A 21532-nucleotide genomic window follows, 5' to 3' on the forward strand; every position below is an offset into this window, starting at 1 on the left:
AAGAACTGCCTGTCAGTTCCCTCTCTTTTAAAGAGAACTTCCGTCTGTTGAATAGGCACTGAGAAAAATCAATGATAGAATAGAGAAGAAATAGAAATATTATACAACTGAGTGTGAGTGGTGGGGTAACTAGATTGAATATGGAGGAGGAGGACAATGGTAAAAAATTCGCAAATCTTCATTGAAGCTGACTCCGAGAATTCTGTATTTATTGGACTGGAATTTTGTGAGTATACACAAAAAATGAATCCTACTTGTTTGTCCAAACAGCATATAAATGTGTTTATTCATCCGGAAGAACTCACTGTGGAATTTAAGAAAACAAAAAGTGATAGAACCATCGACGATTTTCATCTGATGCATATCGTTCCGGTTCATTGCTTTAATTATTTATTATGTTCGATCTCGCAAGGTATTGTTACAGCTGTTCAGCTGAAAGCGGTCGGTCATCAAGGAGAAACGTTGTTTGAAGAAAATCTTACATTGAAGTTTCATGAAAAAGCGACGGATTATGAAGAAACGCTCTCGTTTTTCAAACATTTAAATCAAGAAATACAAAAACAGACGAAAAAATATACAGCCAGTTATATGAGCTCATAATAAAGCAAGCTGCGGTTTTAAAAACAGCAGCTTTTATTCGTTTAACCGAAAAAATTATGTTAGAGATGCTTACAAAACAAGAGATTTTTTAGTAGGAAATTGATAAAGTAAAAATAAGAGAAATCAGTGGACAGAAAAGCTTTTAGCGGCTGGCCGCTCTTTATTCAATATGTAAGGTTAGGTATTGGTATTAAAAAAATAGCGATGAATACGTATTGTCATTGTAGATGAAGTGCTAAGGCCGCTCTATCTGCAATCATGTAGAATCTTCGCGCGCTTATAGTCTGTTTTACGGAACGAAAAAGCTGCGGAATTAGAAGAACTCCTTCTATTTCTGCGGTTTTTTTTATAAACAAGAAATAAATTTACTTATCGTACGGAGGCGATGCAGATGATTAAAGATTTAGTATTGGCTAAGGAATGGCTGCCTGCAGCTTATTCACATGATTTAACAGGTCAGCCCTTGCAAGTAACGATTTTAGAAGAGAGAGTTGCGCTTTTTCGCACAACTAATGCCATTAAAGCATTTAAAGATTTGTGCATCCATCGCGGTGCAGCGTTATCTCTTGGAAAAGTGGTAGATGATTGCATTGTATGCCCTTATCACGGATGGAAATACGATGATGCCGGGGCTTGTGTGAAAATTCCTCAACAGCCGCCGGGAAGAGCTATTCCTTCAAAAGCAAAAGCACAGGTGTATGACTGCGTTGAAAAGTACGGGATTATATGGGTGAAGATGAACAGCGAGGCAAGTGATACTCCTCTTCCCCTGTATGACGAACATCTTAACTCCGGATTCAAAACGGTTTGCGCCAACCCTCATACTCTGCAGGCAGCAGCTCCTCGTGTCGTAGAAAACTTTCTAGATGTAAGCCATTTGGCTTTTGTTCACGAAGGAAGCCTTGGACACTCTGACTACGCCGAAATTCCTGATTATAAGGTGCATTGGAAAGATAGCCGATACGTTTCTGATGAAATCGCTGTGTACGCAGATGCAGATGGTACGGGTAACTTTGCGACTATTTATTATACCTTTGAAATTCTTCGTCCTACCGTTGCAAGGTTGAAAAAAGTGAACTACGAAACGGGTGAAATCTTTTCGATGCTGTTTGCGGTTTTACCTGAAGAGGAAAGAAAGTCCACCGTGTTTGCATTGGTTTCTAGAAACTATTCGTTTGATGCACCTGATCAATATTTCCGTGATTTTCAGCAGCTTATTATTGAACAAGATACCAGTATTGTGGAAAGCCAAAAACCCGAAGAGCTGCCGCTTGACTTACAAGCAGAGCTTCATTTGAATCCGGATCGACTGAGTATTGCATATAGAAGATGGCTCGGTGATTTAGGAGTGACCTTTGGAAGTGACATAGGAACAAGATTAAAAAAAGCTGCTCAATAAAAAAGAAGAAAGGAGTCTCCTTTCTTCTTTTTATGCATTTTCACGGATAAGCTGCTGATAGCTATTAAAAAGGATAGGATATGTTAAGCGGCTTAGGATGACGCAGGAAAGAGTAGCAGACGCTAGAATAGTAAAAACGATAAGCAGTTGGAATTTGACAGCCTGTATCGGATCTGCACCTCCAATAATCTGGCCTGTCATCATGCCCGGAAGCTGAACGAGTCCAATTGTTTTTTGACTTTCTACAGTAGGAATCATGCTAGCTTTGATTGCAACATTTAAAATGCTATGAATAGCTTGTCTGGGAGTGCCGCCAAGCGCCAGAATCAATTGAATTTCTTCTCGTCTTCTATTTACTTCAGCATCTAACCGATTTAAAAATAAATTGGCAAGAATCATTGAATTTCCAATAATCATACCGCTGACAGGAATGATGTATCGCGGAGTAGCAGGGATAATATGTAGGCCGAGCATAATGCTTTGGGTCAAGATTTCTACAATAAAAAGGGTGACAAATACGCGCAAAAAGGCCTTGAAGCCCTGCTTTTTTTTCTTTACAACGTTTTGGGAAGCGACCGTCAGCATAAGGAATAAAATAAGAATCATAAAAGCAGGGTGATTCGCATCAAAAATAAAAGATAAAACATATCCTATCACTAACAGCTGAACGGCTGCTCGAATACTAGCAATGATAATATCTTTTTGGAGTCCTATACGAAAAGATTTTGATAAAAAAAGAGCAATAAAAACAAAAACGATTGTAAAAATAAGTGAAAGTGAACTCATAGAAAGGCTCCTTCAATAAATTGTTTTGTTTCCGCTTTTACAGGGGTATGAAAAAAAGCCTCCGTCTTCGCTTTTTCTATAATCACTCCGTTCATTAAAAGCCAGACTTCCTCTCCTAAACGTTTGGCTTGATCTAAGTTATGGGTAACCCAAATAATCGTTTTATTCTGTTCTTTATGTAAATGAGAAATAAGCTGTTCAATTTCATGAGCAGAAGTGGCATCCAAAGCGGAAGTGATTTCATCTAAAAGTAAAAGATCCGATCCGTTCGACAGCGTGCGGGCTAATGATAACCTTTGTCTTTGACCACCGGATAAATCTCTTGCATCCTGCTCTAACAAGTCAGGGGAAAGACCCGTTAATGTACAGAGTTCTTCAGGCATAATGTCCTGTTTGCCATGCAGTTTTTGAACAAGCATCATATTATCTCGCACTGTTCCATCAATAACAGGAGCTGATTGAAAAGCGATGCCCACTTTTTTTCGCAAATCAGCAATATTCCATTTGTTGATGTCTTTTCCATATACTTCAATACTTCCTTCATCAGGTGCAGAAAGTAAATTGCACATGGAAAGAAGGGTGCTTTTTCCGGATCCTGATGGTCCTACCATCATGACGAGCGAGCCTTGCATCACTGTACCGGATATGCCTTTTAAAACACTATGTTCTTTATCTTTAAATGTTTTATAAACGTCTGTAAATGTGATGGCAGGCATTGAATTGAACGTGTTCATAGTAACTCCTTTCTGATTCGTTTTGTTTATTGTAACATAAGCTAAAGTGTAAAAAGTTATTGGGTGATATAAAAAAAGCTGTGAAAAATCACAGCTTTTAAACAGTTGTATTTACTTTTTGGCTGGCTTTTAAGGCATGATCTAAATCTTCCAGAAGATCATCGATTGCTTCTGTTCCAACGGATAGGCGAATGAGTTCTGGCGTCACACCGGAAGCTTTTTGTTCGTCTTCAGATAGCTGTTGATGAGTAGTGCTCGCCGGGTGAATAATGAGTGATTTAGAGTCCCCGATATTGGCTAAATGAGAAAATAACTGAACCGAATCAATTAACTTAGCCGCAGCTTTTGTTCCTCCCCTTACACCGAAGGTTAAAATTGCTCCTTGTCCTTTAGGCAGGTATTTTTGCGCCAATGAATAGGAAGGGTGGGAAGGAAGCCCCGCATAATTTACCCATTCTACTAATTCATGCTGCTCTAAAAATTTCGCTACCTTTAATGCATTTTCGCTGTGACGTTCTAATCGCAGATGGAGTGTTTCTACCCCTTGAAGGAGTAAAAAGGAATTAAAAGGTGATAAAGCAGCTCCAATATCTCGTAAAAGCTGAACGCGCGCTTTTGTAATATAAGCCGCTTCACCGGCAGCTTCGGTGTAGACGAGGCCATGGTAGCTTGGATCTGGAGTTGTTAAGTCTGAAAATTTTCCGCTCGCTTCCCAATCGAATTTTCCACTGTCTACGATAACCCCCCCAATTGCTGTCCCATGTCCTCCAAGAAACTTAGTAGCAGAATGAACGACAATATCTGCTCCGAAATCGATGGGACGAAGAAGGTAAGGGCTTGGAACAGTATTATCAATAATAAGAGGAATTCTATGTTCATGGGCAATGTCTGCAACTGCCTCGATGTCTAGCACATTTCCCTGCGGGTTTCCAACGGATTCAGCATAAATTGCCTTTGTTTTGGAAGTGATTGCACTTCTAAAATTTTCTGGATTATCGGCGTTTACAAATTTGACGCTAATGCCCAGTTTAGGAAGCGTAGACGAAAAGAGGTTATATGTTCCCCCATATAAACTGCTTGCTGATACAATTTCATCTCCTGCTGAAGCGATATTTAAAATGGAAAAGGTAGTAGCTGACTGACCCGAAGCTACTCCAAGGGCACCTACTCCGCCTTCTAACTCAGCAATTCGCTGTTCAAAAACGTCCGTAGTAGGGTTAACAATTCGAGTGTAGATATAGCCTTGTTCACTTAAATTAAATAAAGACGCGGCATGCTCCGTATCTTTAAATCCAAATGAGCTTGTTTGATAAATAGGTACGGCACGCGAAAAAGTAGCCGGGTCAAGCTGTTGGCCAGAATGGATGGCTTGTGTTTCAGGGCGAAATGGTTTCTTAGCAGACATTGAAACTCCTCCTTGGATATAAAACTTATAAAAAACATAGGAATAATAAACTTTAATCATAATATACGAATTCTATTGAATGATGTCAAATAATAATTAGAATATTTAGAAATTATAAATAAGATTAATACTGTAATTCAGTATCAATATATCTCTTTAATTGTTAAAAATACCATAAAAAATATAAAATGTAAGTAAAATGTAAATTAATTTGTATAATTATGTTAGAATGTTAGGTGTTTGAGAGTTTCTTAGACAGAGCCGATCTTCACAGAGGATGATATCAACGCTCTTTCCACCATTCCCGGAGTGAAGAATGTGGTTGCTTCTAGTTCAATGGGAATGGGAGTAAGGTATAGAGACAAGGAATCTGATACGACTGTTAATGCTATTAATGAAGGGTATATTGAGGTTAATCAGCTTGAAGTTTCAAAAGGAAGGATGCTAGACAGCTCTGACTTTTTGTCAGGCAATCGAGTAGGCGTTATCACAAGCGATATGAAAAAAGAGCTGTTTAATAAAAAAGAAGCCCTCGGACAAGTAGTATGGGTTCAGGGACAGCCTATTAAAATTATTGGTGTGACAAAAAAGCCAACGGGCTTTTTAGCATTTGAAATACCAACCATTTATATTCCGAATAATACGTATAAATCAAGCTTTGGTAAGCTTGACTATACAACCCTTAGCGTTCAAGCAAAAAGCTCTGATCAATTAAAAAAAGTAGGCAATGACGCAACAGATTTATTGAATAACTTGCATGATACGGAAGATGCTTACAAAGTGAATAATTTAGAAGAAATAGCAGATAGCATTGGAAATGTAACGCGTATTATGACAACAATTATTGGGTCGATTGCAGGCATTTCACTGCTTGTTGGCGGTATTGGCGTTATGAATATTATGCTGGTTTCTGTAACGGAACGTACAAGAGAAATTGGTATTCGTAAAGCATTGGGAGCATCTAAAAGACAAATTCTAACTCAGTTTTTGATTGAATCCATTACCCTCACATTAATTGGTGGTTTGCTTGGAATTGGCCTCGGCGCGGGCGGGGCAGCTCTTGTTTCGTTATTTGCTGACTGGCCGTCATTAATTTCGTGGCAAGTAGTACTTGGAGGAGTGTTGTTCTCCATGACGATTGGTATTGTATTCGGTATGCTTCCTGCAAACAAAGCGGCGAAGCTAGATCCAATCGAAGCATTAAGATATGAATAAAGACAGGCATTTAGTTGACGAGAATCAAGAAGGTTTCTGGTTAATTTGTGAAAAACGGATCATCTAATGATCCGTTTTTCTTATTTATTACTTACTAGGATTGATACGGGCTACGTTAATAATATCATGTATTTTTTCTACCAAATCGAGCATGAGAAATCCGTTTCCTTCAGAGCTTTTTCGATATCCAAGAGGAAGCGTCCTTCTTACAAGTTGAGCATAGATTTCGGCTTCGATTAAAGAGCGGCCAAATTCCTTCTCACATAAGTTAATTAATAGAGCTAAAGCTCCTGCCACGTGGGGAGTCGCCATTGAAGTTCCTGAAAGAGTCGCATACTTATCTTCTAAGTAAGTAGAGATAATGTTAACTCCCGGTGCGACTAAGTCCACTTCTTCATTTACATTAGTAAAAGGGGCAAGACTTAAGCTGCTGTCTACAGCTCCTACTTGAATAACTTCGTTGTAACTTCCTGGGTACGAATATTCAAGTGTTTCTTCGCGGTCATCACCTTCGTTTCCAGCTGCAACAACGACAGAAACATCTTTATTAACAGCATTTCGAACAGCTTCGTGCAGTTCCGGAACGTCTTGTGGTCCCCCGAGCGACATGGAAATAACTCGTGCTCGCTCATTGTTAGGACCGCGCCATTCGACGGCATAGTTAATAGCGTCAATAATCCATTCGTAATTTCCGGATCCTTCACCGGTAAGTACTTTTAAGCTTAGAATTTTTGCTTTGGGTGCCACTCCTACTACCCCTTCATTATTGAGCGCAGCAGCAATGGTGCCAGACACGTGAGTACCGTGTCCGTTATTATCTTCAAACACAGCAGAATCTCCGTTATGATCCGAAGTGAAATTTCTTCCTCCGATAATACAATCTTTTAAGTCAGGATGATTTGTGTTAACACCAGTGTCGATAACTGCAATTACAATGCCTTCTCCTTGATTGCTCTCTTCCCAAATAGCAGGCGCTTGAATTAAGCTTACTCCTTTAGGCGTTTCGTTTATTGAGTCGATAATCGACTCAATTGTGTAAGGAATTAATTTGACTTGTAACGGTTGTTGAGTCATAGTCATCCTCCTTAAAATGAATTCTATAAAAATGGAAGGTGCTTAATTTTAAATTCCTAACTATTTCTATAAATTAAACGCTTTTCATGCGAATCCTTTCTTTTTGAATAAAAAGACTCACAAAAGATGTGAAAAAAAGGAAAAAAGACCCTGAAGACAAGCCCAATAGAAATTTTTAATGTTATCTGTGTATTCACTTTTAATGTTTATCTCACACTATACGAGAAAGAATCTCCAAGAAAAATCACATAGGACTGGTGACTTTTGATATAATTACGAACGGTATGACATTTTCAAAATACATGATGTTTATAAATATACATTAATTTGCAAATTACGAAGGGGCTGAGGATAGTGTCAACTTTAACGTCTCAATCCGTCATCAAATGCGGAAAGTATGAACTGAATTATGCGGACCGTACGCTTATTATGGGGATTTTAAATGTAAACCCGGATTCATTTTCAGATGGCGGAAAGTACTACGATGTAGATAAAGCGGTTGCTCATGCTGAGAAAATGGTGAAGCAAGGGGCAGACATCATTGATATCGGAGGAGAATCAACTCGTCCTGGTTATACAAGAATTAGCGATGAAGAAGAGATTAAACGAATTGTGCCCGTTATTTCTGAAGTGGCTAAGCGCGTAGAGGTGCCGATTTCTGTAGATACATACAAATCGGAAGTGGCCAAGCATGCGCTAGAAGCAGGAGCACATATTATTAATGATATATGGGGTGCAAAAGCCGACCCTAAAATGGCTCAAGTTGCAGCGGACTATAATGTTCCCATTATTTTAATGCATAACCGCCATGAGCCTAATTATACAAATCTGGTTACAGATATGATAAGTGATTTAGAAGAAAGCATCTCAATTGCAAAAGCTGCCGGGGTTCGCGATGATCAAATTATTTTAGATCCAGGCGTTGGCTTTGGAAAAACGGCTGCGCATAATGTAGAAGCGATTCAGCATCTAGATCAGCTGACGAATATTGGCTATCCTGTGCTGCTTGCTACTTCTCGTAAAGGATTTATTGGACAAATAGTCGATGCTCCTCCTACGGAAAGAATGGAAGGAACTGCAGCTACTGTATATGCAGGGATTGCACAAGGTGTTCAAATGGTTCGAGTTCATGACGTATTAGAAATCAAGCGCTTTGTAAAGATGGCAGATGTACTGGTAGGAAAACATATATTTCAATTTCAATAATCATTTAAGCAGACGCGTAAGCGCTGCTTTTTTATTTTCCTTGATTTATCCGGATAGAATACATGCCTTTAGATAAATTTAAGTAATATGAAGGTTGTAAAAATGGAGGGTGAAAATGAAAGCAGTAACGTACCAAGGACCTAATCAGGTAAAAGTAGCAGAAGTGGAAGATGCTAAGCTAGAGAAGAAAGATGATATTGTCATTAAAATAACGTCAACCGCTATTTGTGGTTCTGATCTGCATTTATATCAAGGAAGCATGCCATTGCCTCACGGTTATATTATTGGTCATGAACCAATGGGAATTGTGGAAGAAGTAGGACCAGATGTTACAAAAGTAAAAAAAGGAGATCGCGTTATTATTCCGTTTAACGTAGCGTGCGGACAGTGTGAGTATTGTAAGGATGATTTAACGAGCCAATGTGATAATTCTAATCCGCATTATGATTCTGGCGGCTATTTTGGTTATACTGAAAAGTTTGGAAATCATCCAGGAGGTCAAGCTGAATATTTAAAAGTGCCGTTTGGAAATTTTACACCATTTGTTATTCCAGAATCGTGCGAATTAGAAGATGAATCGCTTCTTTTTTTATCAGATGTGCTTCCAACTGCTTATTGGAGCGTAGAGCATGCGGATGTTAAAAAAGGAGATACCGTTATCGTCCTCGGCTGCGGACCAGTGGGATTAATGGCTCAAAAGTTTGCTTGGATGAAAGGTGCCAAACGGGTTATGGCAGTAGATCATGTTCCATACCGAATGCAGCATGCAAAGAAAATAAATGCTGTAGAAACTTTTGATTTTACCGAATATCCAGATATGGGAGAGCATTTAAAAGAAATCACAAAAGGCGGAGCTGATGTGGTGATTGACTGTGTAGGTATGGATGGTAAAAAGTCGCCTCTTGAATACATTGAACAAAAATTAAAACTTCAAGGCGGGACGCTCGGCCCTATTCAAATTGCGACAAAAGCCGTTCGTAAATGTGGCACCGTCCAAATCACCGGCGTATACGGAAGCAACTATAACAATTTTCCGCTAGGAGCATTTTTTGCTCGAAATGTAACTCTTAAGATGGGGCAAGCTCCTGTCATTCCGATTATGCCGAAATTATATGATCAAATTGTAAAAGAAGAATTCGATCCAAAAGAAATTATTACTCATAAGGTCGCCCTAGAAGATGCAGCTAATGCCTACAAGATCTTTAATGATCATCAAGATAACTGTATTAAAGTCATCTTAAAACCTTAAACGGTCTTTTCTATTAGGTAAAGATTCCTGAGCAGTGAGCTCGGGAATTTTTTATGTATGTAAAGTGGAGGAGGTAAATAATTGACGATTGGATGGTTGATTTTACATAATTTAGCTCTATGATAGAAAGAGAAGATCTAACGCTTTTATTTTCTGGTTAAAGTGTGCTGGCTAAAATGAAAGAGGTAACATCTTGATATTCAGTCTTATTGAATCACCGAAATGTGGAGGAGAGAATGAATGAAATTAGCATTGCTTCTTGTCATTATTATCGGCGTTGTTGCTCTTGCAGGTACGATCAGTGCTGCAAAGAAAGTAGATGAAGATTACGGGAAATCTAAAAAGAAAAGTATAGTGAATTTATCTATTATTTATGGAGTTGTATTTATAGGATCAATTGTAGGAGTGGCATGGTATATTGCAGTGAGACCATAAATAAAGCGAACACGAAAGTGTTCGTTTTATTTTGATTCTAACGTTAATTCCCCGCTTGAAACAGCTACATCGATAGGGTATTTTCCATTTCCGTGCTCTCCTTTTAGTGCATCTTCTGTTACGGTTGCGTTATTTAACTTAAAGTCATTGTTAATGTCACCGCTGCTTACTTTTCCATTCACTTTAAAACCAGCGCTTTTCGGAAGAACCAACACGGCATCTCCAGATCCTACATCTATAGAAACGGCCTCTTCTAGCTTTTTAAAATCCATATAAAGATCACCAGATCCAATGCGCGCCTGAAGTTTTCCTTTATAGTTTGCTCCTTTAATTTCCCCAGAGCCTACAGCAAATTTAGCCGTTTGGGTCTCAACATTACTCAGCTGTAAATCTCCGGAATTGACATCCGTACGAAGAGAGGTACTCGTCAAGTTTGATATGCTTGCATTTCCAGAACCTACTTTAATCGAAACATCTTTCAGTTGAAGTGCTTGTTCAGGCTGTGTAGCAACTTGAAGGTCCCCAGATCCTACCGTAAGCGCAAGGTTATGGTGATAATCTTTAGGAATGTAGATTGTCACTTTTGTGTTTGAAAAAATAGAAAGCCATTGAAAGGGACTTTTTTTATACGTGACAACTAGGATATCTCCATTTTGCTTTACATCCACTTTTCCTTTACCTTCTACTTTTGTTTTAACATTTTGACGATCTTGCGGAACGACAGTTGTACTAATACTTGGAGAATCGATTTGGATATGCTGAATATCACTTGATAACGCCGCTTCAGAGTTGGACGTCTTGAATGAACTTAACGACCAAGAGGAAGGTGCAAACGCAGTAGAAAAGAGAACTGCGGTACCACCTATTACTAAAATAAAAGCCAATATTTTTTTCACGTTATAACCCGCTTTCTGCACATAATTCAACTTGTTTTCTTCTACCATAAAGTGTAAATTAGAAAAGGGTTAATTTCAACGAACAACAGGATTATTTTTTTCTACGTCTCAAGTCGTAAAAAAGTTAAAAAGGAACATTTGTTTTGAGGTTTTGAGAAATTAAATGAAAAGAAATTAGATACTCAAGCATATTTAGCAAAGAATCAATTTTCTTGCTTCAAAAATAGGAAAAAAATCGAGTTAAAAGGATGATTAAATTCACTTTTTTTGTGTAATTTTCGGATGAGTAGTTCAAAAGAATTAGAAAATAAATAGAATTTTCATACCAATTTTATTATTCCGAAAAACTTTTAAAGTGTTGATTATTAAAAAAATAAAGGGTAGAATTTGTTCATATCAATTGAATACAGCTAAGATTACGATCTTGTATATTATCAGTAATATGGTCTGATAGTCTCTACCTAGTAACCGTAAAAAACTAGACTACAAGAAAGTTTGGATATAAGCAGCAAAAAGAAGGGCGTATTATCATGGATACTGTCTTCTTTCAAAGCTCTTACTTTTCATACTTTCTGGTATTGTCAGAATTTATGAAAAGTAAGAGCTTTTTTGGTTTTCAAATACACACCTGGGAGTGGCTTACATGTACTTTTTATTAAATTTATTAGGCGTTTTTGTAGTAATGGGTGTCGTCTTCTTATGTTCTCCTAAAAAGAAAGAAATAAAGTGGCGTCCGATTGCTTCACTGTTAGTCGTTGAAGTCCTCATTACTTGGTTTATGTTAGGAACTTCAATCGGAACATGGGTTATTAATAAAATTGCTTCGTTCTTTACATGGCTCATTTCCTGTGCCAATGATGGAATTGCCTTTGCGTTTCCATCCGTAATGGGAAATGAAACAGTTGACTTTTTCTTCAGTGCATTACTACCGATCATCTTTGTCGTAACGTTTTTTGATATTTTATCTTACTTTGGTATTTTAACGTGGATTATTGACAAAGTAGGCTGGGTCATTTCGAAAGTTTCTCGCTTGCCTAAATTAGAAAGCTTTTTCGCTATTCAAATGATGTTCCTAGGAAACACGGAAGCATTAGCTGTTATTCGTAATCAACTTTCCGTGTTAAAAGACAATCGTTTGCTTACGTTTGGAATTATGAGTATGAGCAGTATTAGCGGATCTATTATCGGTGCTTATTTAACAATGGTTCCCGCTACGTACGTGTTTACAGCAATTCCACTGAACTGTTTAAATGCGCTTATTTTAGTGAGTTTATTGAATCCAGTTCATGTTACAAAAGAAGAAGATATTATTTACGTACCGCCAAAGTCGGAGAAAAAAGACTTTTTCTCTACGATTTCAAACAGTATGTTAGTCGGAATGAACATGGTTATTGTTATTTTAGCGATGGTTATTGGATATGTAGCTCTTACATCTGCGCTTAACGGTATTTTAGGCGTTATTGTAGACGGCTTGACTGTACAAAAGATTTTCTCTTATATCTTTAGTCCATTTGCATTCTTACTAGGGCTAACGGGGCATGATGCAATGTACGTAGCTCAGCTGATGGGTATCAAGCTAGCAACAAATGAATTCGTGGCGATGATGGATTTGAAGAAAAATCTAGATACACTTCCACCGCATACGATTGCAGTTGCTACAACATTCTTAACATCTTTTGCTAATTTCAGTACGGTGGGTATGATTTATGGGACGTATAATTCTACGTTATCAGAAGGTAAATCAACGATTATTGGAAAAAACGTATGGAAACTGCTTGTGAGCGGTATCGCTGTTTCTTTATTAAGTGCTATGATCGTTGGATTGTTTGTTTGGTAAAAAGTGAAAAAGCTGTGCTTTCGTCTTCGAAAGCACAGCTTTTTTCTTGTTGTACCATCTATTTATTTGAAGAAAAACTGGCATGAATATCGACAGTGAAAGAAAATCACACTATTCAAGAAAAATTCATTTTACTTTTGCAGAAAAACATTTTAAATCTAGTGAGCATTATGTTAAGATTACAAAAGGCTGTTTTATTTAAATTTAGAACACCGCATAAATATGTAAGTAAATATGCATAGAAAACAAAGGTTTATTAATTTTTTTCTAGGTAATATCTCGTAATAAATAGGTTGAAAGGAAATGTCGTTAATATGATAGAAGGACAACAGCAAACAAATGAATTAAAAAAGACGATGAAAAGCAGACATTTGTTTATGATTTCGCTCGGCGGGGTTATCGGTACAGGTTTCTTTTTAGGAACAGGATACACGATTAGCCAAGCAGGAGCGATTGGAGCTATCCTTTCGTTTATCGTAGGTGGCTTTATTATGTACTTAACAATGCTTTGCTTAGGGGAACTTGCAGTAGCAATGCCAGTTTCCGGCTCGTTTCAGACATATACAACAAAGTTTATTGGCCCTGGTGTTGGTTTCGCTTTTGGATGGTTATATTGGTTGGGCTGGGCTGTAACGGTTGCATTAGAATTTTTGTCAGCAGGTCAGCTTATGCAAAGATGGTTTCCTGATTCTCCTGTATGGATCTGGTGTGCTATATTTGCGCTTTTATTATTTTCATTAAATGCACTGTCAGCTAAAGCGTTTGGTGAAGCGGAGTTTTGGTTTGCCAGCATTAAAGTGTTAGCTATTATTTTATTTATCGTGCTTGGTGGAGCTGCTATGTTTGGTTTTCTTCCATTAAGCAATGGAGACAGCGCGCCGCTTTTCTCTAATTATACCGCTCACGGCGTATTCCCTCACGGAATTAGTGCCGTGTTGATTACGATGATTACAGTTAACTTCTCATTCCAAGGTACGGAGCTCATTGGTGTAGCGGCTGGGGAAAGTGAAAACCCAGACAAGACTGTACCAAGAGCAATTAAACAAACTGTATGGAGAACGCTTGTATTTTTTGTACTAGCTGTAGCTGTCTTAGCGGGTATGATTCCGCTTGAAAAAGCAGGCGTAGTTGAGAGTCCATTTGTTGTTGTATTTGACCAAATCGGTATTCCATATGCAGCAGATATTATGAACTTTGTTATCCTAACGGCACTGTTATCTGTAGCTAACTCAGGTCTTTATGCAGCAACGCGTATGCTGTATTCATTATCAAAAGATAACATGGCGAGTTCAGCTTTCATGAAAGTAAATAAACGCGGTGTGCCGATGAATGCCCTGCTTTTAACATTGGGCATTGCGCTTTTATCTTTACTTTCAGGATTCTTTGCTCAAGAAACAGTATTTGTATGGCTCATTTCTGCAGCGGGATTAGGTGCACAAATCGGATGGATTACGATTGCTGCATCACTGCTTGCATTTAGAAAAAGATATATCAATCAAGGAGGGCAAATCGAGGATTTAAAATTCAAAGTCCCTCTTTACCCGGTATTACCTTTAATCGCATTAGTATTAAATACGATCGTATTGGGAAGCATGGCATTTGATGCAGAACAGCGAATGGCACTGTATGTCGGTATTCCACTAGCGCTGCTGTTTTATGCTTATTATCATGCACGTGTAAAAAAGAAAGTTGATTTATCTATCAACCGTCAAGAAGTGCAGCTTAAAAATGACAAAAAGGTAATTTTATAAAAGTCAAAAAGACGCTAAAGCCCAGCTTTTTGCGTCTTTTTTTATAGTTTATTTGTTAACTTAAAATAAAATTAAGTTGACAAATAAAAATAAATTATTGCAAACTTAAAGCAACGAAAAGAGAAAGGAGGGTGAATATGAAAACGAAAACCATGGCGTATGTTTCTTTATTTGCAGCTTTAACGGCTATCGGTGCATTTATAAAAATTCCTATTCCCTACATACCGTTTACTCTTCAAATTGTTCCTGTCTATTTAGCCGGCGCGCTGTTAGGTCCGCGTTTAGGTTTGTATAGTCAGCTATGCTACATAGGTATTGGGTTGATCGGTGTTCCGGTTTTTGCAGAAGGAGGAGGTTTGGGGTATATCTTCAAACCAACGTTTGGCTATTTAATTGGCTATGCTGCAGGTGCATTTATGAACGGCTACCTTATTCAAAAATATGACCTAAAGAAACCTTTTGCTGTCTTTTTAGCAAACTTATCTACGTTAGCTATTGTGTACGTAGTCGGCTGCTTCTGGCTTTACGGAGCAATGAAATGGATAATTGAAAAGCCTCTTTCACTGAGTGATACACTTCTTTTTGGAGCTGTTTTACCAATGCCTGGAGATCTTTTATTGTGCATTTTATGTTCAGTGCTGGTTCACCGAATGCAGCCTCAATTTAGTCGTTTTTCAACAAAGCGGGTTAAAGCGGGGTAATTAAGACATAGAAAAAAAGGAGAGAAAAGAGAATGGGCAAAGCGTATTTTATTACGGGAACTGGAACGGATATTGGCAAAACGCTGGTTACAAGCATTTTGTATAAAGTACTTGGTCGTCTAGGAATAAAAACGACAATTTGCAAACCATTTCAAACTGGCTACCAAGATGAAATTGGAGGTTATCCAGATATTCACTGGTTTGAAACAAGGCTCGGAGTAGCAGATACGGGTATTTATCAGTTAAAGCCGGAGACGTCTCCTCATTTGGCTATTGCACTGAGCAACAGGCAGGTAGAGCCTTCAATCGTCTTAAAACGCATTAATGAATTAAAAAAGGAATTTGATGTAGTGCTCGTGGAAGGAGCGGGAGGTCTTGCTGTACCTTTAATTGAGGAGGAAACAACGTTCTATATGACAAAAGATTTGATCATAGATGCACAAATGCCCGTTATTGCTGTTGGAACAACGGGGTTAGGAGCTATTCACGATGCGCTTTCTACCTTTTCATATGCAAGTGAGCATCATCTTAAAATCAACGGACTCATTTTTAATCGTTTTAATCACAGCAGTATCATTCATAAAGACAATGTTCGAACGATTGAAAAGCTGCTTCACGTATCATCTTTAATGACCGTTCCTGTCTTCACACATATCGATGGAGAGTTAGATGCATATATTGAGAAAATGATGAGGCAAAACAGTGTTATTCAACATATTCAGGAGGTGTTTGACTGTGCCGTATCAAAAAGCTGAGCTGGAAAAATGGGATAAAGAATATGTGTGGCATCCGTTTACACAAATGAAAGCTTACCGTCAATCGAATCCTCTTATTATTGAAAGAGGAGAGGGAAGCTATTTGTATGACGTAGAGGGAAACAAATATTTAGATGGATACGCTTCTCTATGGGTGAACGTGCACGGACATAATGATCCGGAATTAAATACAGCTTTACATATACAAGTGGAAAAATTAGCGCATTCTACGCTGCTTGGATCCGCAAATGTTCCGTCCATTTTGTTAGCCAAAAAGCTAGCGGAAATTACCCCTGGCAGCTTATCGAAAGTCTTCTATTCTGATACAGGCTCCGCCGCTGTCGAAATTGCGTTGAAAATTGCCTATCAATATTGGCAAAATCTCGACTCCGTAAAGTACAAAAACAAAAGTAAATTTATCTCACTCGATGAGGCATATCACGGAGATACAATCGGGGCAGTCAGTGTGGGAGGCATGGATTTATTTCATCGAATCTTTAAGCCTTTGTTGTTTGAACGAATTCCCACACCTTCTCCTTATACCTACCGTATGGATGGGTTCGAAACGGAAGAGCAAGCTTCAGATTACTGTATTCAACAGCTAGAGAAGCTACTACAGAATAAAGGGGAAGAAGTAGCCGGCTTAATTATTGAACCGCTTGTGCAAGGAGCAGCGGGTATTATTACACATCCTCCTGGCTTTTTAAAACAAGTAGAGCGTCTATGTAAAGCGTACGGCGTATTGCTGATTTGTGACGAAGTAGCCGTCGGATTTGGACGAACAGGAACGCTGTTTGCATGTGAACAAGAAGGTGTTGTTCCGGATATTATGTGTGTAGGAAAAGGGATAACAGGAGGATATATGCCGCTTGCTGCTACGTTAACAAGCGAGAAGATATTCAATGCTTTTTTAGCTCATCCGGATGAAAATAAAACGTTCTTCCATGGCCATACGTATACGGGAAATCAATTAGCCTGTGCAGTAGCGCTCAAAAATATTGAACTGATAGAAGAGAGAGATTTGATCCGTAGTATACAGGGAAAGGAAGAAGTTTTTAAATGCTATCTATTAAAGCTTTATGAGCTGCCTAACGTGGGAGACATTAGACAAAGAGGATTAATGGTAGGAATCGAGATTGTGAAAGACCGTGAAGCAAAATCTGTTTTTGAAGATAAAAAAGTAATGGGAGACATTATTTTAGCCGCTCGCCAAAAAGGTTTAATTATTAGAGAGCTAGGTCCTGTGATTACAATGATGCCTATTCTTTCAATGACAGATGAAGAATTAAAAAGAATGGTTGAAATTGTATATGAATCGATTAAGGAAGTAATCGCACGCTATAAAGTGAGTTAAATAAAAAGAGGCTGGGACAAAAGTATTTTATTTAGTTGAAGGAAGATCCGAACGATGAATCGTTCGGATCTTTTCAGTGTTATGGTGAACATGGATTTAATCTATTTAGTTGCTTCTAGCTGTTGATGGGAGGGCAAGGCGAAGACTCCTGCGGGCAAAGCGGAATAGGTGAGACCCCGCAGGAGCGTAAGCGACGAGGAGGCTCATCGGCCGCCCGCGGAAAGCGAAGCCTTGCACGGAAATCAACAGCGGTGTAACAAGTGATCCATACTAGCTCCTTTATCCAATTTGTTTGTCTTTAGATTGAATTAATTTAGTTATGTCTCAATCTCTTTTTTCTATCAATAAATATTTTTAATACTTGATAGGCGAAGTGATCGTACATGCTCATTTTCATCTTTTAATAGAAGGGTTTGTTCAAGCAAGTTTAAGTTTTGAATATAACCTTTTACCGTTTGAACAAAACCGTTGTTTTGATAGTTAATAGTTAGTAATTTATTCGTTTTTAGCGCTTTTAGAATCATACCTATTTTCTCCCTTCTTATATCGTAGCTGACGAAAAACTACAAAATAACGAAGAAGCATCGGAGGCGTGTATTATTTATAAAAATCACTCTATTTTTTATAAATGCTCTCCTGCTACTAATAGTAAAGGATGATGGTGAAAAACAGATGAAAGATAGAAGAATAGAGTTTGATTTATTGTAATCAACTGACTTTTCCTTTACAAATACCTATTTCAAATTTCTTTTTAGTGATAAAATACTGTTAGTGAAATAACTACTTCTCTTCATTAAAAGGTAGGAATGGGTTATGTTGATAGAGTTTTAGTTCTCTATTTCTAGTAATGAAGCGAGAGATAGAGAAATAGACTAATAAAAATCAATCAAGGAGTTTTTTTATGGATCAGAGTTTTATTTTAAATCTTTTAGAAATTTTACTGATTAACATTGTACTGAGTGGTGATAACGCAGTCGTGATTGCTTTAGCTTGTCGGAATCTTCCGGATGAGCATCGAAACAAAGCGGTTATTTTCGGTACATTAGGAGCGGTTGTATTACGTGTAGGGCTAACGTTTGTCGCTGTATATTTATTAACAATCCCATTTTTAAATTTCATCGGAGGCCTGCTTCTTCTATGGATTGCCATTAGTCTTTTAAAAGGTGAAGATGACGGAGATATTAAAGCGAATTCAACTCTAGCAGGTGCTATTAAAACAATCATTATAGCGGATCTTGTTATGAGTTTAGATAACGTAGTAGCGGTTGCAGGTGCAGCTAACGGTAATATTCTACTCATTATCCTTGGTCTTGTTATCAGCATTCCGTTAATCATTTGGGGAAGTCAGCTTTTAATGAAAATCATGGAAAAATTCCCGATTATCATCATTGCCGGCGCAGCGCTTCTTGGCTATACTGCTGGTGAAATGATATTTAAAGACAAAGCGGTGGGACATGTATTAGAAGGATTTAATCCACATTTGCATACGATTGTTCCTATTTTGTTAGCTATTTTAGTTGTTGTTGTTGGGAAACTTAGCGGACGTTCTAGAAAAGAAACGCATTAATCCTAAAAAAGACCCCTGTAAGGGGGTCTTTTTTCTATTACTTAGCTAATGGAGGTGCGGAATTAACGTCTTGTATCGGCTCTACAGGAGGATGAAATTCATTTTCCATTTTCGATACGACTACAGTTGCTACACCATTTCCAATTAAGTTTGTAATGGCACGAGCTTCCGACATGAAGCGGTCTACTCCGATTAACAGCGCAATTCCTTCAACTGGAATCATCGGGAATGCAGCAAGCGTCGCTGCTAGTGTAATAAATCCAGAGCCCGTAACTCCGGCAGCTCCTTTAGACGTTAGCATTAAAATACCAAGTAGCGTAATCTCTTGCATTAACGATAAGTCGACTCCATAAGCTTGAGCGATAAAGATAGCAGCCATGGATAAGTAGATTGCTGTTCCATCTAGGTTAAATGAGTAACCGGTTGGAATGACAAGTCCTACTACAGATTTTGAACATCCGTACTTCTCCATTTTGTCCATCATTTTTGGCAGTGCGGATTCCGAAGAAGATGTACCTAATACAAGTAGAATTTCTTCTTTAATAAAAGCAATGAATTTAAAAATATTAAATCCATAAATCTTAGCAATGGTTCCAAGTACAAACACAATAAATAAGAACATAGTAATGTAAACAGATCCCATTAAGAAACCGAGTTTTTGAAGAGAGCCTATTCCAAAGTTACCGATCGTATAAGCCATTGCTCCAAACGCTGCAATAGGTGAAAGTTTCATAATCATATTAACAATTCCAAAGAAAATATCTGTACAGCGTTCAAAGAATGTAATGACAGGAGCCGCTTTTTCGCCGAGTGTAGCTGTAGCCATTCCAAATAGTACGGCAAAGAATAAGATTGGCAATAATTCACCATTTGCCATTGCGCCAAATACGCTGTCTGGAATAATTCCCATGATAAACTCCATAAAGCCATGCTCCGCTTCAGCCGCTTGCTGCGTATATTGAGTAACATCAGCTCCGCTGGCGCCATTGATATTAAATCCAGCCCCAGGTTTGATAAAGTTTACAACCATAATGCCAATTGCTAAGGCAAACGTAGTGACAATCTCAAAGTATAAAAGAGCTTTACCTCCAATGCGTCCCACTTTCTTTAAATCTCCCATGCTTCCGATACCGATGACAACTGTTAAGAAAATAATTGGGGCAATAACCATCTTAATTAATTTAATAAAGATATCAGCCAATACTTTTAATTTAGCTCCAAATTCAGGAAACATGAAGCCAATTGCAATACCAAGAAGGATACCAATAACAACTTGAACAGTTAGATTTTTAAAACTTAATTTCATATGTAATGCTCCTTTCGAGAATGTTTTGTTAACGCTTACATTATTTGTATCCTTATATTAACTGATAATTTTAACTATTTATATTTCTGGTGATAATGTTCTTTTTGGTCATTTTGGTCAAAAAAAGTGATGAACATATAGTCATCACTTTTTGGTTTCCATATTTTTTATTTGCTGGATGATATCAAGCGTCTGTTTTGTTGCATTTGCTTCAAACGATTGATAAAGAGAGTTAAATTGTTTTTTCCATTCAGCTTTCTGTGTATCATTTAAATAGTAAACGCGCATGCCCGATTTATTTTTTATTTGCTGCAGCTGTTCATCGTTCATCATTTTTGATTGATTCCAAATCCAATTCGTTGTTTCTACCATGGCATCACTTAATAGTTGTTTTACGTCTTCAGGAAGGCTGTCCCAATACTTTTCGTCCATTAAAACAGCATAGCCCAAGTATCCATGGTTGCTGATAGTCATATATTTTTGCAGCTCGTACAAACGTTTTGAATAGATATTAGAAATGGTATTTTCCTGTCCATCAAATTCCTGTCGTTCAAGGGATTGATATACTTTATTAAACGAGACAGCCTGGGGCTTGGCACCGAGAAGTTCAAATTGTTTTTTGATTACTTCACTTGGCATAATGCGAAACGTTTGACCTTGAAAATCGGCTGGATGAAGCAAAGGTTTCTTATTGCTAGTCATTTGTTTAAAGCCGTTGCTCCACAAAGCAAGTCCTTTAATGTCTTTGTCTTGCAGCGTACTCAACAAATCCTGTCCGATTTTACCGGTAAACACTTGTTTTGCCTCGCTGTAATCATCGAAAATGAAGGGAAGATCAAATAGTTGCCAAGTAGGGGAGAGGTCGGTTAGTTTTGAAATAGAAGGTGCAATCATTTGTACATCATTTCGGCGAAGGGCGTCAAGTTCTTCGTCATCTGAATACAATACACCGTTTGAATATACTTCAATTTTAACTTTACCATCAGATTTTTGATTAACGATTTCAGCGAATTTTTGAGCTGCTAAGCCTTTCGGAGTGTTTTCAGCTACAACGTGGCTAAAATTAATCACAATTTGCTTATTTAACCCTTTTTGCTCATCGTCATGATACACATTATCCTGACTTATAACCGTATACTGCAAAAAAACATATAACAATAAGAAAACGCTAACAATTATACTTGCTCCTACAAACATCTTCAAAATGTCCAACCCCGCGATTCAATAATTTTTCCCTACAAATATTCTAACATGCCCTTTCT

20 protein-coding genes, 1 pseudogene and 1 riboswitch are annotated in these 21532 nt (G+C 37.9%); of the genes and pseudogenes, 13 read left to right on the forward strand and 8 right to left on the reverse strand.

The genetic code is table 11. The features are described from left to right. Positions 1-156 precede the first annotated feature (156 nt). On the forward strand, positions 157-600 hold the full coding sequence (locus M3225_RS13595) for a hypothetical protein (RefSeq protein ID WP_251394553.1): 444 nt from the start codon (positions 157-159) through the stop codon (positions 598-600). 391 nt (positions 601-991) lie between these two features. Further along, entirely contained in the window at positions 992-1999 is a 1008-nt protein-coding gene (locus M3225_RS13600; protein ID WP_251394555.1) for an aromatic ring-hydroxylating dioxygenase subunit alpha, read from the forward strand. A gap of 30 nt (positions 2000-2029) precedes the next feature. Here the strand turns inward: M3225_RS13600 and M3225_RS13605 are convergent, their stop codons facing one another. The 3 genes from M3225_RS13605 to M3225_RS13615 form a co-directional block, all read right to left on the reverse strand. Further along, positions 2030-2785, reverse strand: coding sequence for an ABC transporter permease (locus M3225_RS13605; protein ID WP_251394557.1), 756 nt, complete (start codon positions 2783-2785; stop codon positions 2030-2032). Next, entirely contained in the window at positions 2782-3519 is a 738-nt protein-coding gene (locus M3225_RS13610; protein ID WP_251394559.1) for an ABC transporter ATP-binding protein, read from the reverse strand. Before M3225_RS13610 ends, M3225_RS13605 begins: the two co-directional genes overlap by 4 nt. Before the next feature lie 97 nt (positions 3520-3616). Then, entirely contained in the window at positions 3617-4924 is a 1308-nt protein-coding gene (locus tag M3225_RS13615) for a homocysteine synthase (RefSeq protein ID WP_251394561.1), read from the reverse strand. Positions 4925-5182: 258 nt separating this feature from the next. Here M3225_RS13615 and M3225_RS13620 point away from each other — a divergent pair. Continuing rightward, positions 5183-6139 (forward strand): annotated as a pseudogene (locus tag M3225_RS13620) (ABC transporter permease); the annotation flags it as partial. A gap of 87 nt (positions 6140-6226) precedes the next feature. On the opposite strand, the gene M3225_RS13625 reads toward M3225_RS13620, so the two are convergent. Beyond that, positions 6227-7213 (reverse strand): S8 family peptidase, encoded by a 987-nt coding sequence (locus M3225_RS13625; RefSeq protein ID WP_251394564.1) that lies wholly within the window; start codon positions 7211-7213, stop codon positions 6227-6229. Between the two features lie 354 nt (positions 7214-7567). On the opposite strand from M3225_RS13625, the gene folP reads away from it, so the two are divergent. From folP to M3225_RS13640, 3 genes are all read left to right on the forward strand, one after another. Beyond that, entirely contained in the window at positions 7568-8419 is an 852-nt protein-coding gene (folP, locus tag M3225_RS13630; RefSeq protein ID WP_251394566.1) for a dihydropteroate synthase, read from the forward strand. Positions 8420-8534: 115 nt separating this feature from the next. Beyond that, positions 8535-9668 carry a zinc-dependent alcohol dehydrogenase gene (locus M3225_RS13635; protein WP_251394568.1) on the forward strand — a complete coding sequence of 378 codons (1134 nt, stop codon included), beginning with the start codon at positions 8535-8537 and terminating at the stop codon, positions 9666-9668. A gap of 240 nt (positions 9669-9908) precedes the next feature. After that, the gene (locus M3225_RS13640; protein ID WP_075421262.1) at positions 9909-10103 is read left to right on the forward strand and encodes a hypothetical protein; all 195 of its coding nucleotides are present in this window, start codon (positions 9909-9911) and stop codon (positions 10101-10103) included. 26 nt (positions 10104-10129) lie between these two features. Here M3225_RS13640 and liaG read toward each other — a convergent pair whose 3' ends face one another. After that, positions 10130-10999 (reverse strand): LiaG family protein, encoded by an 870-nt coding sequence (liaG, locus tag M3225_RS13645; RefSeq protein WP_251394570.1) that lies wholly within the window; start codon positions 10997-10999, stop codon positions 10130-10132. Positions 11000-11403: 404 nt separating this feature from the next. Next, a riboswitch (purine riboswitch) is annotated at positions 11404-11505 on the forward strand. A gap of 137 nt (positions 11506-11642) precedes the next feature. On the opposite strand from liaG, the gene M3225_RS13650 reads away from it, so the two are divergent. The 6 genes from M3225_RS13650 (at position 11643) to M3225_RS29590 (ending at position 17654) form a co-directional block, all read left to right on the forward strand. Next, positions 11643-12836: a NupC/NupG family nucleoside CNT transporter gene (locus M3225_RS13650; RefSeq protein WP_251394572.1), complete on the forward strand. Its 1194-nt coding sequence runs from the start codon at positions 11643-11645 to the stop codon at positions 12834-12836. Positions 12837-13150: 314 nt separating this feature from the next. After that, positions 13151-14587: an amino acid permease gene (locus M3225_RS13655; RefSeq protein ID WP_251394574.1), complete on the forward strand. Its 1437-nt coding sequence runs from the start codon at positions 13151-13153 to the stop codon at positions 14585-14587. A 137-nt stretch (positions 14588-14724) separates the two neighbouring features. After that, complete coding sequence (locus tag M3225_RS13660) at positions 14725-15288, forward strand: biotin transporter BioY (RefSeq protein WP_251394576.1); 564 nt, start codon at positions 14725-14727, stop codon at positions 15286-15288. Positions 15289-15320: 32 nt separating this feature from the next. Further along, positions 15321-16043 (forward strand): dethiobiotin synthase, encoded by a 723-nt coding sequence (gene bioD, locus M3225_RS13665; protein ID WP_251394578.1) that lies wholly within the window; start codon positions 15321-15323, stop codon positions 16041-16043. Further along, entirely contained in the window at positions 16024-17397 is a 1374-nt protein-coding gene (gene bioA / locus M3225_RS13670) for an adenosylmethionine--8-amino-7-oxononanoate transaminase (protein WP_251394581.1), read from the forward strand. The genes bioD and bioA overlap by 20 nt, the downstream gene beginning before the upstream one ends. Positions 17398-17519: 122 nt before the next feature. After that, positions 17520-17654: a hypothetical protein gene (locus tag M3225_RS29590; RefSeq protein WP_285885741.1), complete on the forward strand. Its 135-nt coding sequence runs from the start codon at positions 17520-17522 to the stop codon at positions 17652-17654. An 84-nt stretch (positions 17655-17738) separates the two neighbouring features. Here M3225_RS29590 and M3225_RS13675 read toward each other — a convergent pair whose 3' ends face one another. Then, positions 17739-17921, reverse strand: coding sequence for a YolD-like family protein (locus M3225_RS13675; RefSeq protein WP_251394583.1), 183 nt, complete (start codon positions 17919-17921; stop codon positions 17739-17741). Between the two features lie 377 nt (positions 17922-18298). On the opposite strand from M3225_RS13675, the gene M3225_RS13680 reads away from it, so the two are divergent. Next, positions 18299-18964, forward strand: coding sequence for a TerC family protein (locus M3225_RS13680; RefSeq protein WP_251394585.1), 666 nt, complete (start codon positions 18299-18301; stop codon positions 18962-18964). Between the two features lie 37 nt (positions 18965-19001). On the opposite strand, the gene M3225_RS13685 is transcribed toward M3225_RS13680, so the two are convergent. After that, a complete protein-coding gene (locus M3225_RS13685) occupies positions 19002-20270 on the reverse strand; it encodes a dicarboxylate/amino acid:cation symporter (protein WP_251394587.1) in 1269 nt (422 codons plus the stop codon). Positions 20271-20414: 144 nt separating this feature from the next. After that, the gene (locus tag M3225_RS13690) at positions 20415-21473 is read right to left on the reverse strand and encodes a DctP family TRAP transporter solute-binding subunit (protein ID WP_251394589.1); all 1059 of its coding nucleotides are present in this window, start codon (positions 21471-21473) and stop codon (positions 20415-20417) included. Between the last annotated feature and the right edge of the window lie 59 nt (positions 21474-21532).

It is taken from the genome of Priestia aryabhattai (genome assembly GCF_023715685.1).
Classification (GTDB): domain Bacteria; phylum Bacillota; class Bacilli; order Bacillales; family Bacillaceae_H; genus Priestia; species Priestia aryabhattai_B.

Coding starts and splice junctions, on each gene's coding strand:
- M3225_RS13635 (WP_251394568.1), top strand. CDS start 8,535: ATGAAAGCAGTAACGTACCAAGGACCTAATCAGGTAAAAGTAGCAGAA.
- M3225_RS13685 (WP_251394587.1), bottom strand. CDS start 20,270: ATGAAATTAAGTTTTAAAAATCTAACTGTTCAAGTTGTTATTGGTATC.
- M3225_RS13600 (WP_251394555.1), top strand. CDS start 992: ATGATTAAAGATTTAGTATTGGCTAAGGAATGGCTGCCTGCAGCTTAT.
- M3225_RS13615 (WP_251394561.1), bottom strand. CDS start 4,924: ATGTCTGCTAAGAAACCATTTCGCCCTGAAACACAAGCCATCCATTCT.
- M3225_RS13595 (WP_251394553.1), top strand. CDS start 157: ATGGTAAAAAATTCGCAAATCTTCATTGAAGCTGACTCCGAGAATTCT.
- M3225_RS13675 (WP_251394583.1), bottom strand. CDS start 17,921: ATGATTCTAAAAGCGCTAAAAACGAATAAATTACTAACTATTAACTAT.
- M3225_RS13640 (WP_075421262.1), top strand. CDS start 9,909: ATGAAATTAGCATTGCTTCTTGTCATTATTATCGGCGTTGTTGCTCTT.
- M3225_RS13680 (WP_251394585.1), top strand. CDS start 18,299: ATGGATCAGAGTTTTATTTTAAATCTTTTAGAAATTTTACTGATTAAC.
- M3225_RS13625 (WP_251394564.1), bottom strand. CDS start 7,213: ATGACTCAACAACCGTTACAAGTCAAATTAATTCCTTACACAATTGAG.
- bioD (WP_251394578.1), top strand. CDS start 15,321: ATGGGCAAAGCGTATTTTATTACGGGAACTGGAACGGATATTGGCAAA.
- M3225_RS13610 (WP_251394559.1), bottom strand. CDS start 3,519: ATGAACACGTTCAATTCAATGCCTGCCATCACATTTACAGACGTTTAT.
- M3225_RS13655 (WP_251394574.1), top strand. CDS start 13,151: ATGATAGAAGGACAACAGCAAACAAATGAATTAAAAAAGACGATGAAA.
- M3225_RS13605 (WP_251394557.1), bottom strand. CDS start 2,785: ATGAGTTCACTTTCACTTATTTTTACAATCGTTTTTGTTTTTATTGCT.
- M3225_RS13650 (WP_251394572.1), top strand. CDS start 11,643: ATGTACTTTTTATTAAATTTATTAGGCGTTTTTGTAGTAATGGGTGTC.
- M3225_RS13660 (WP_251394576.1), top strand. CDS start 14,725: ATGAAAACGAAAACCATGGCGTATGTTTCTTTATTTGCAGCTTTAACG.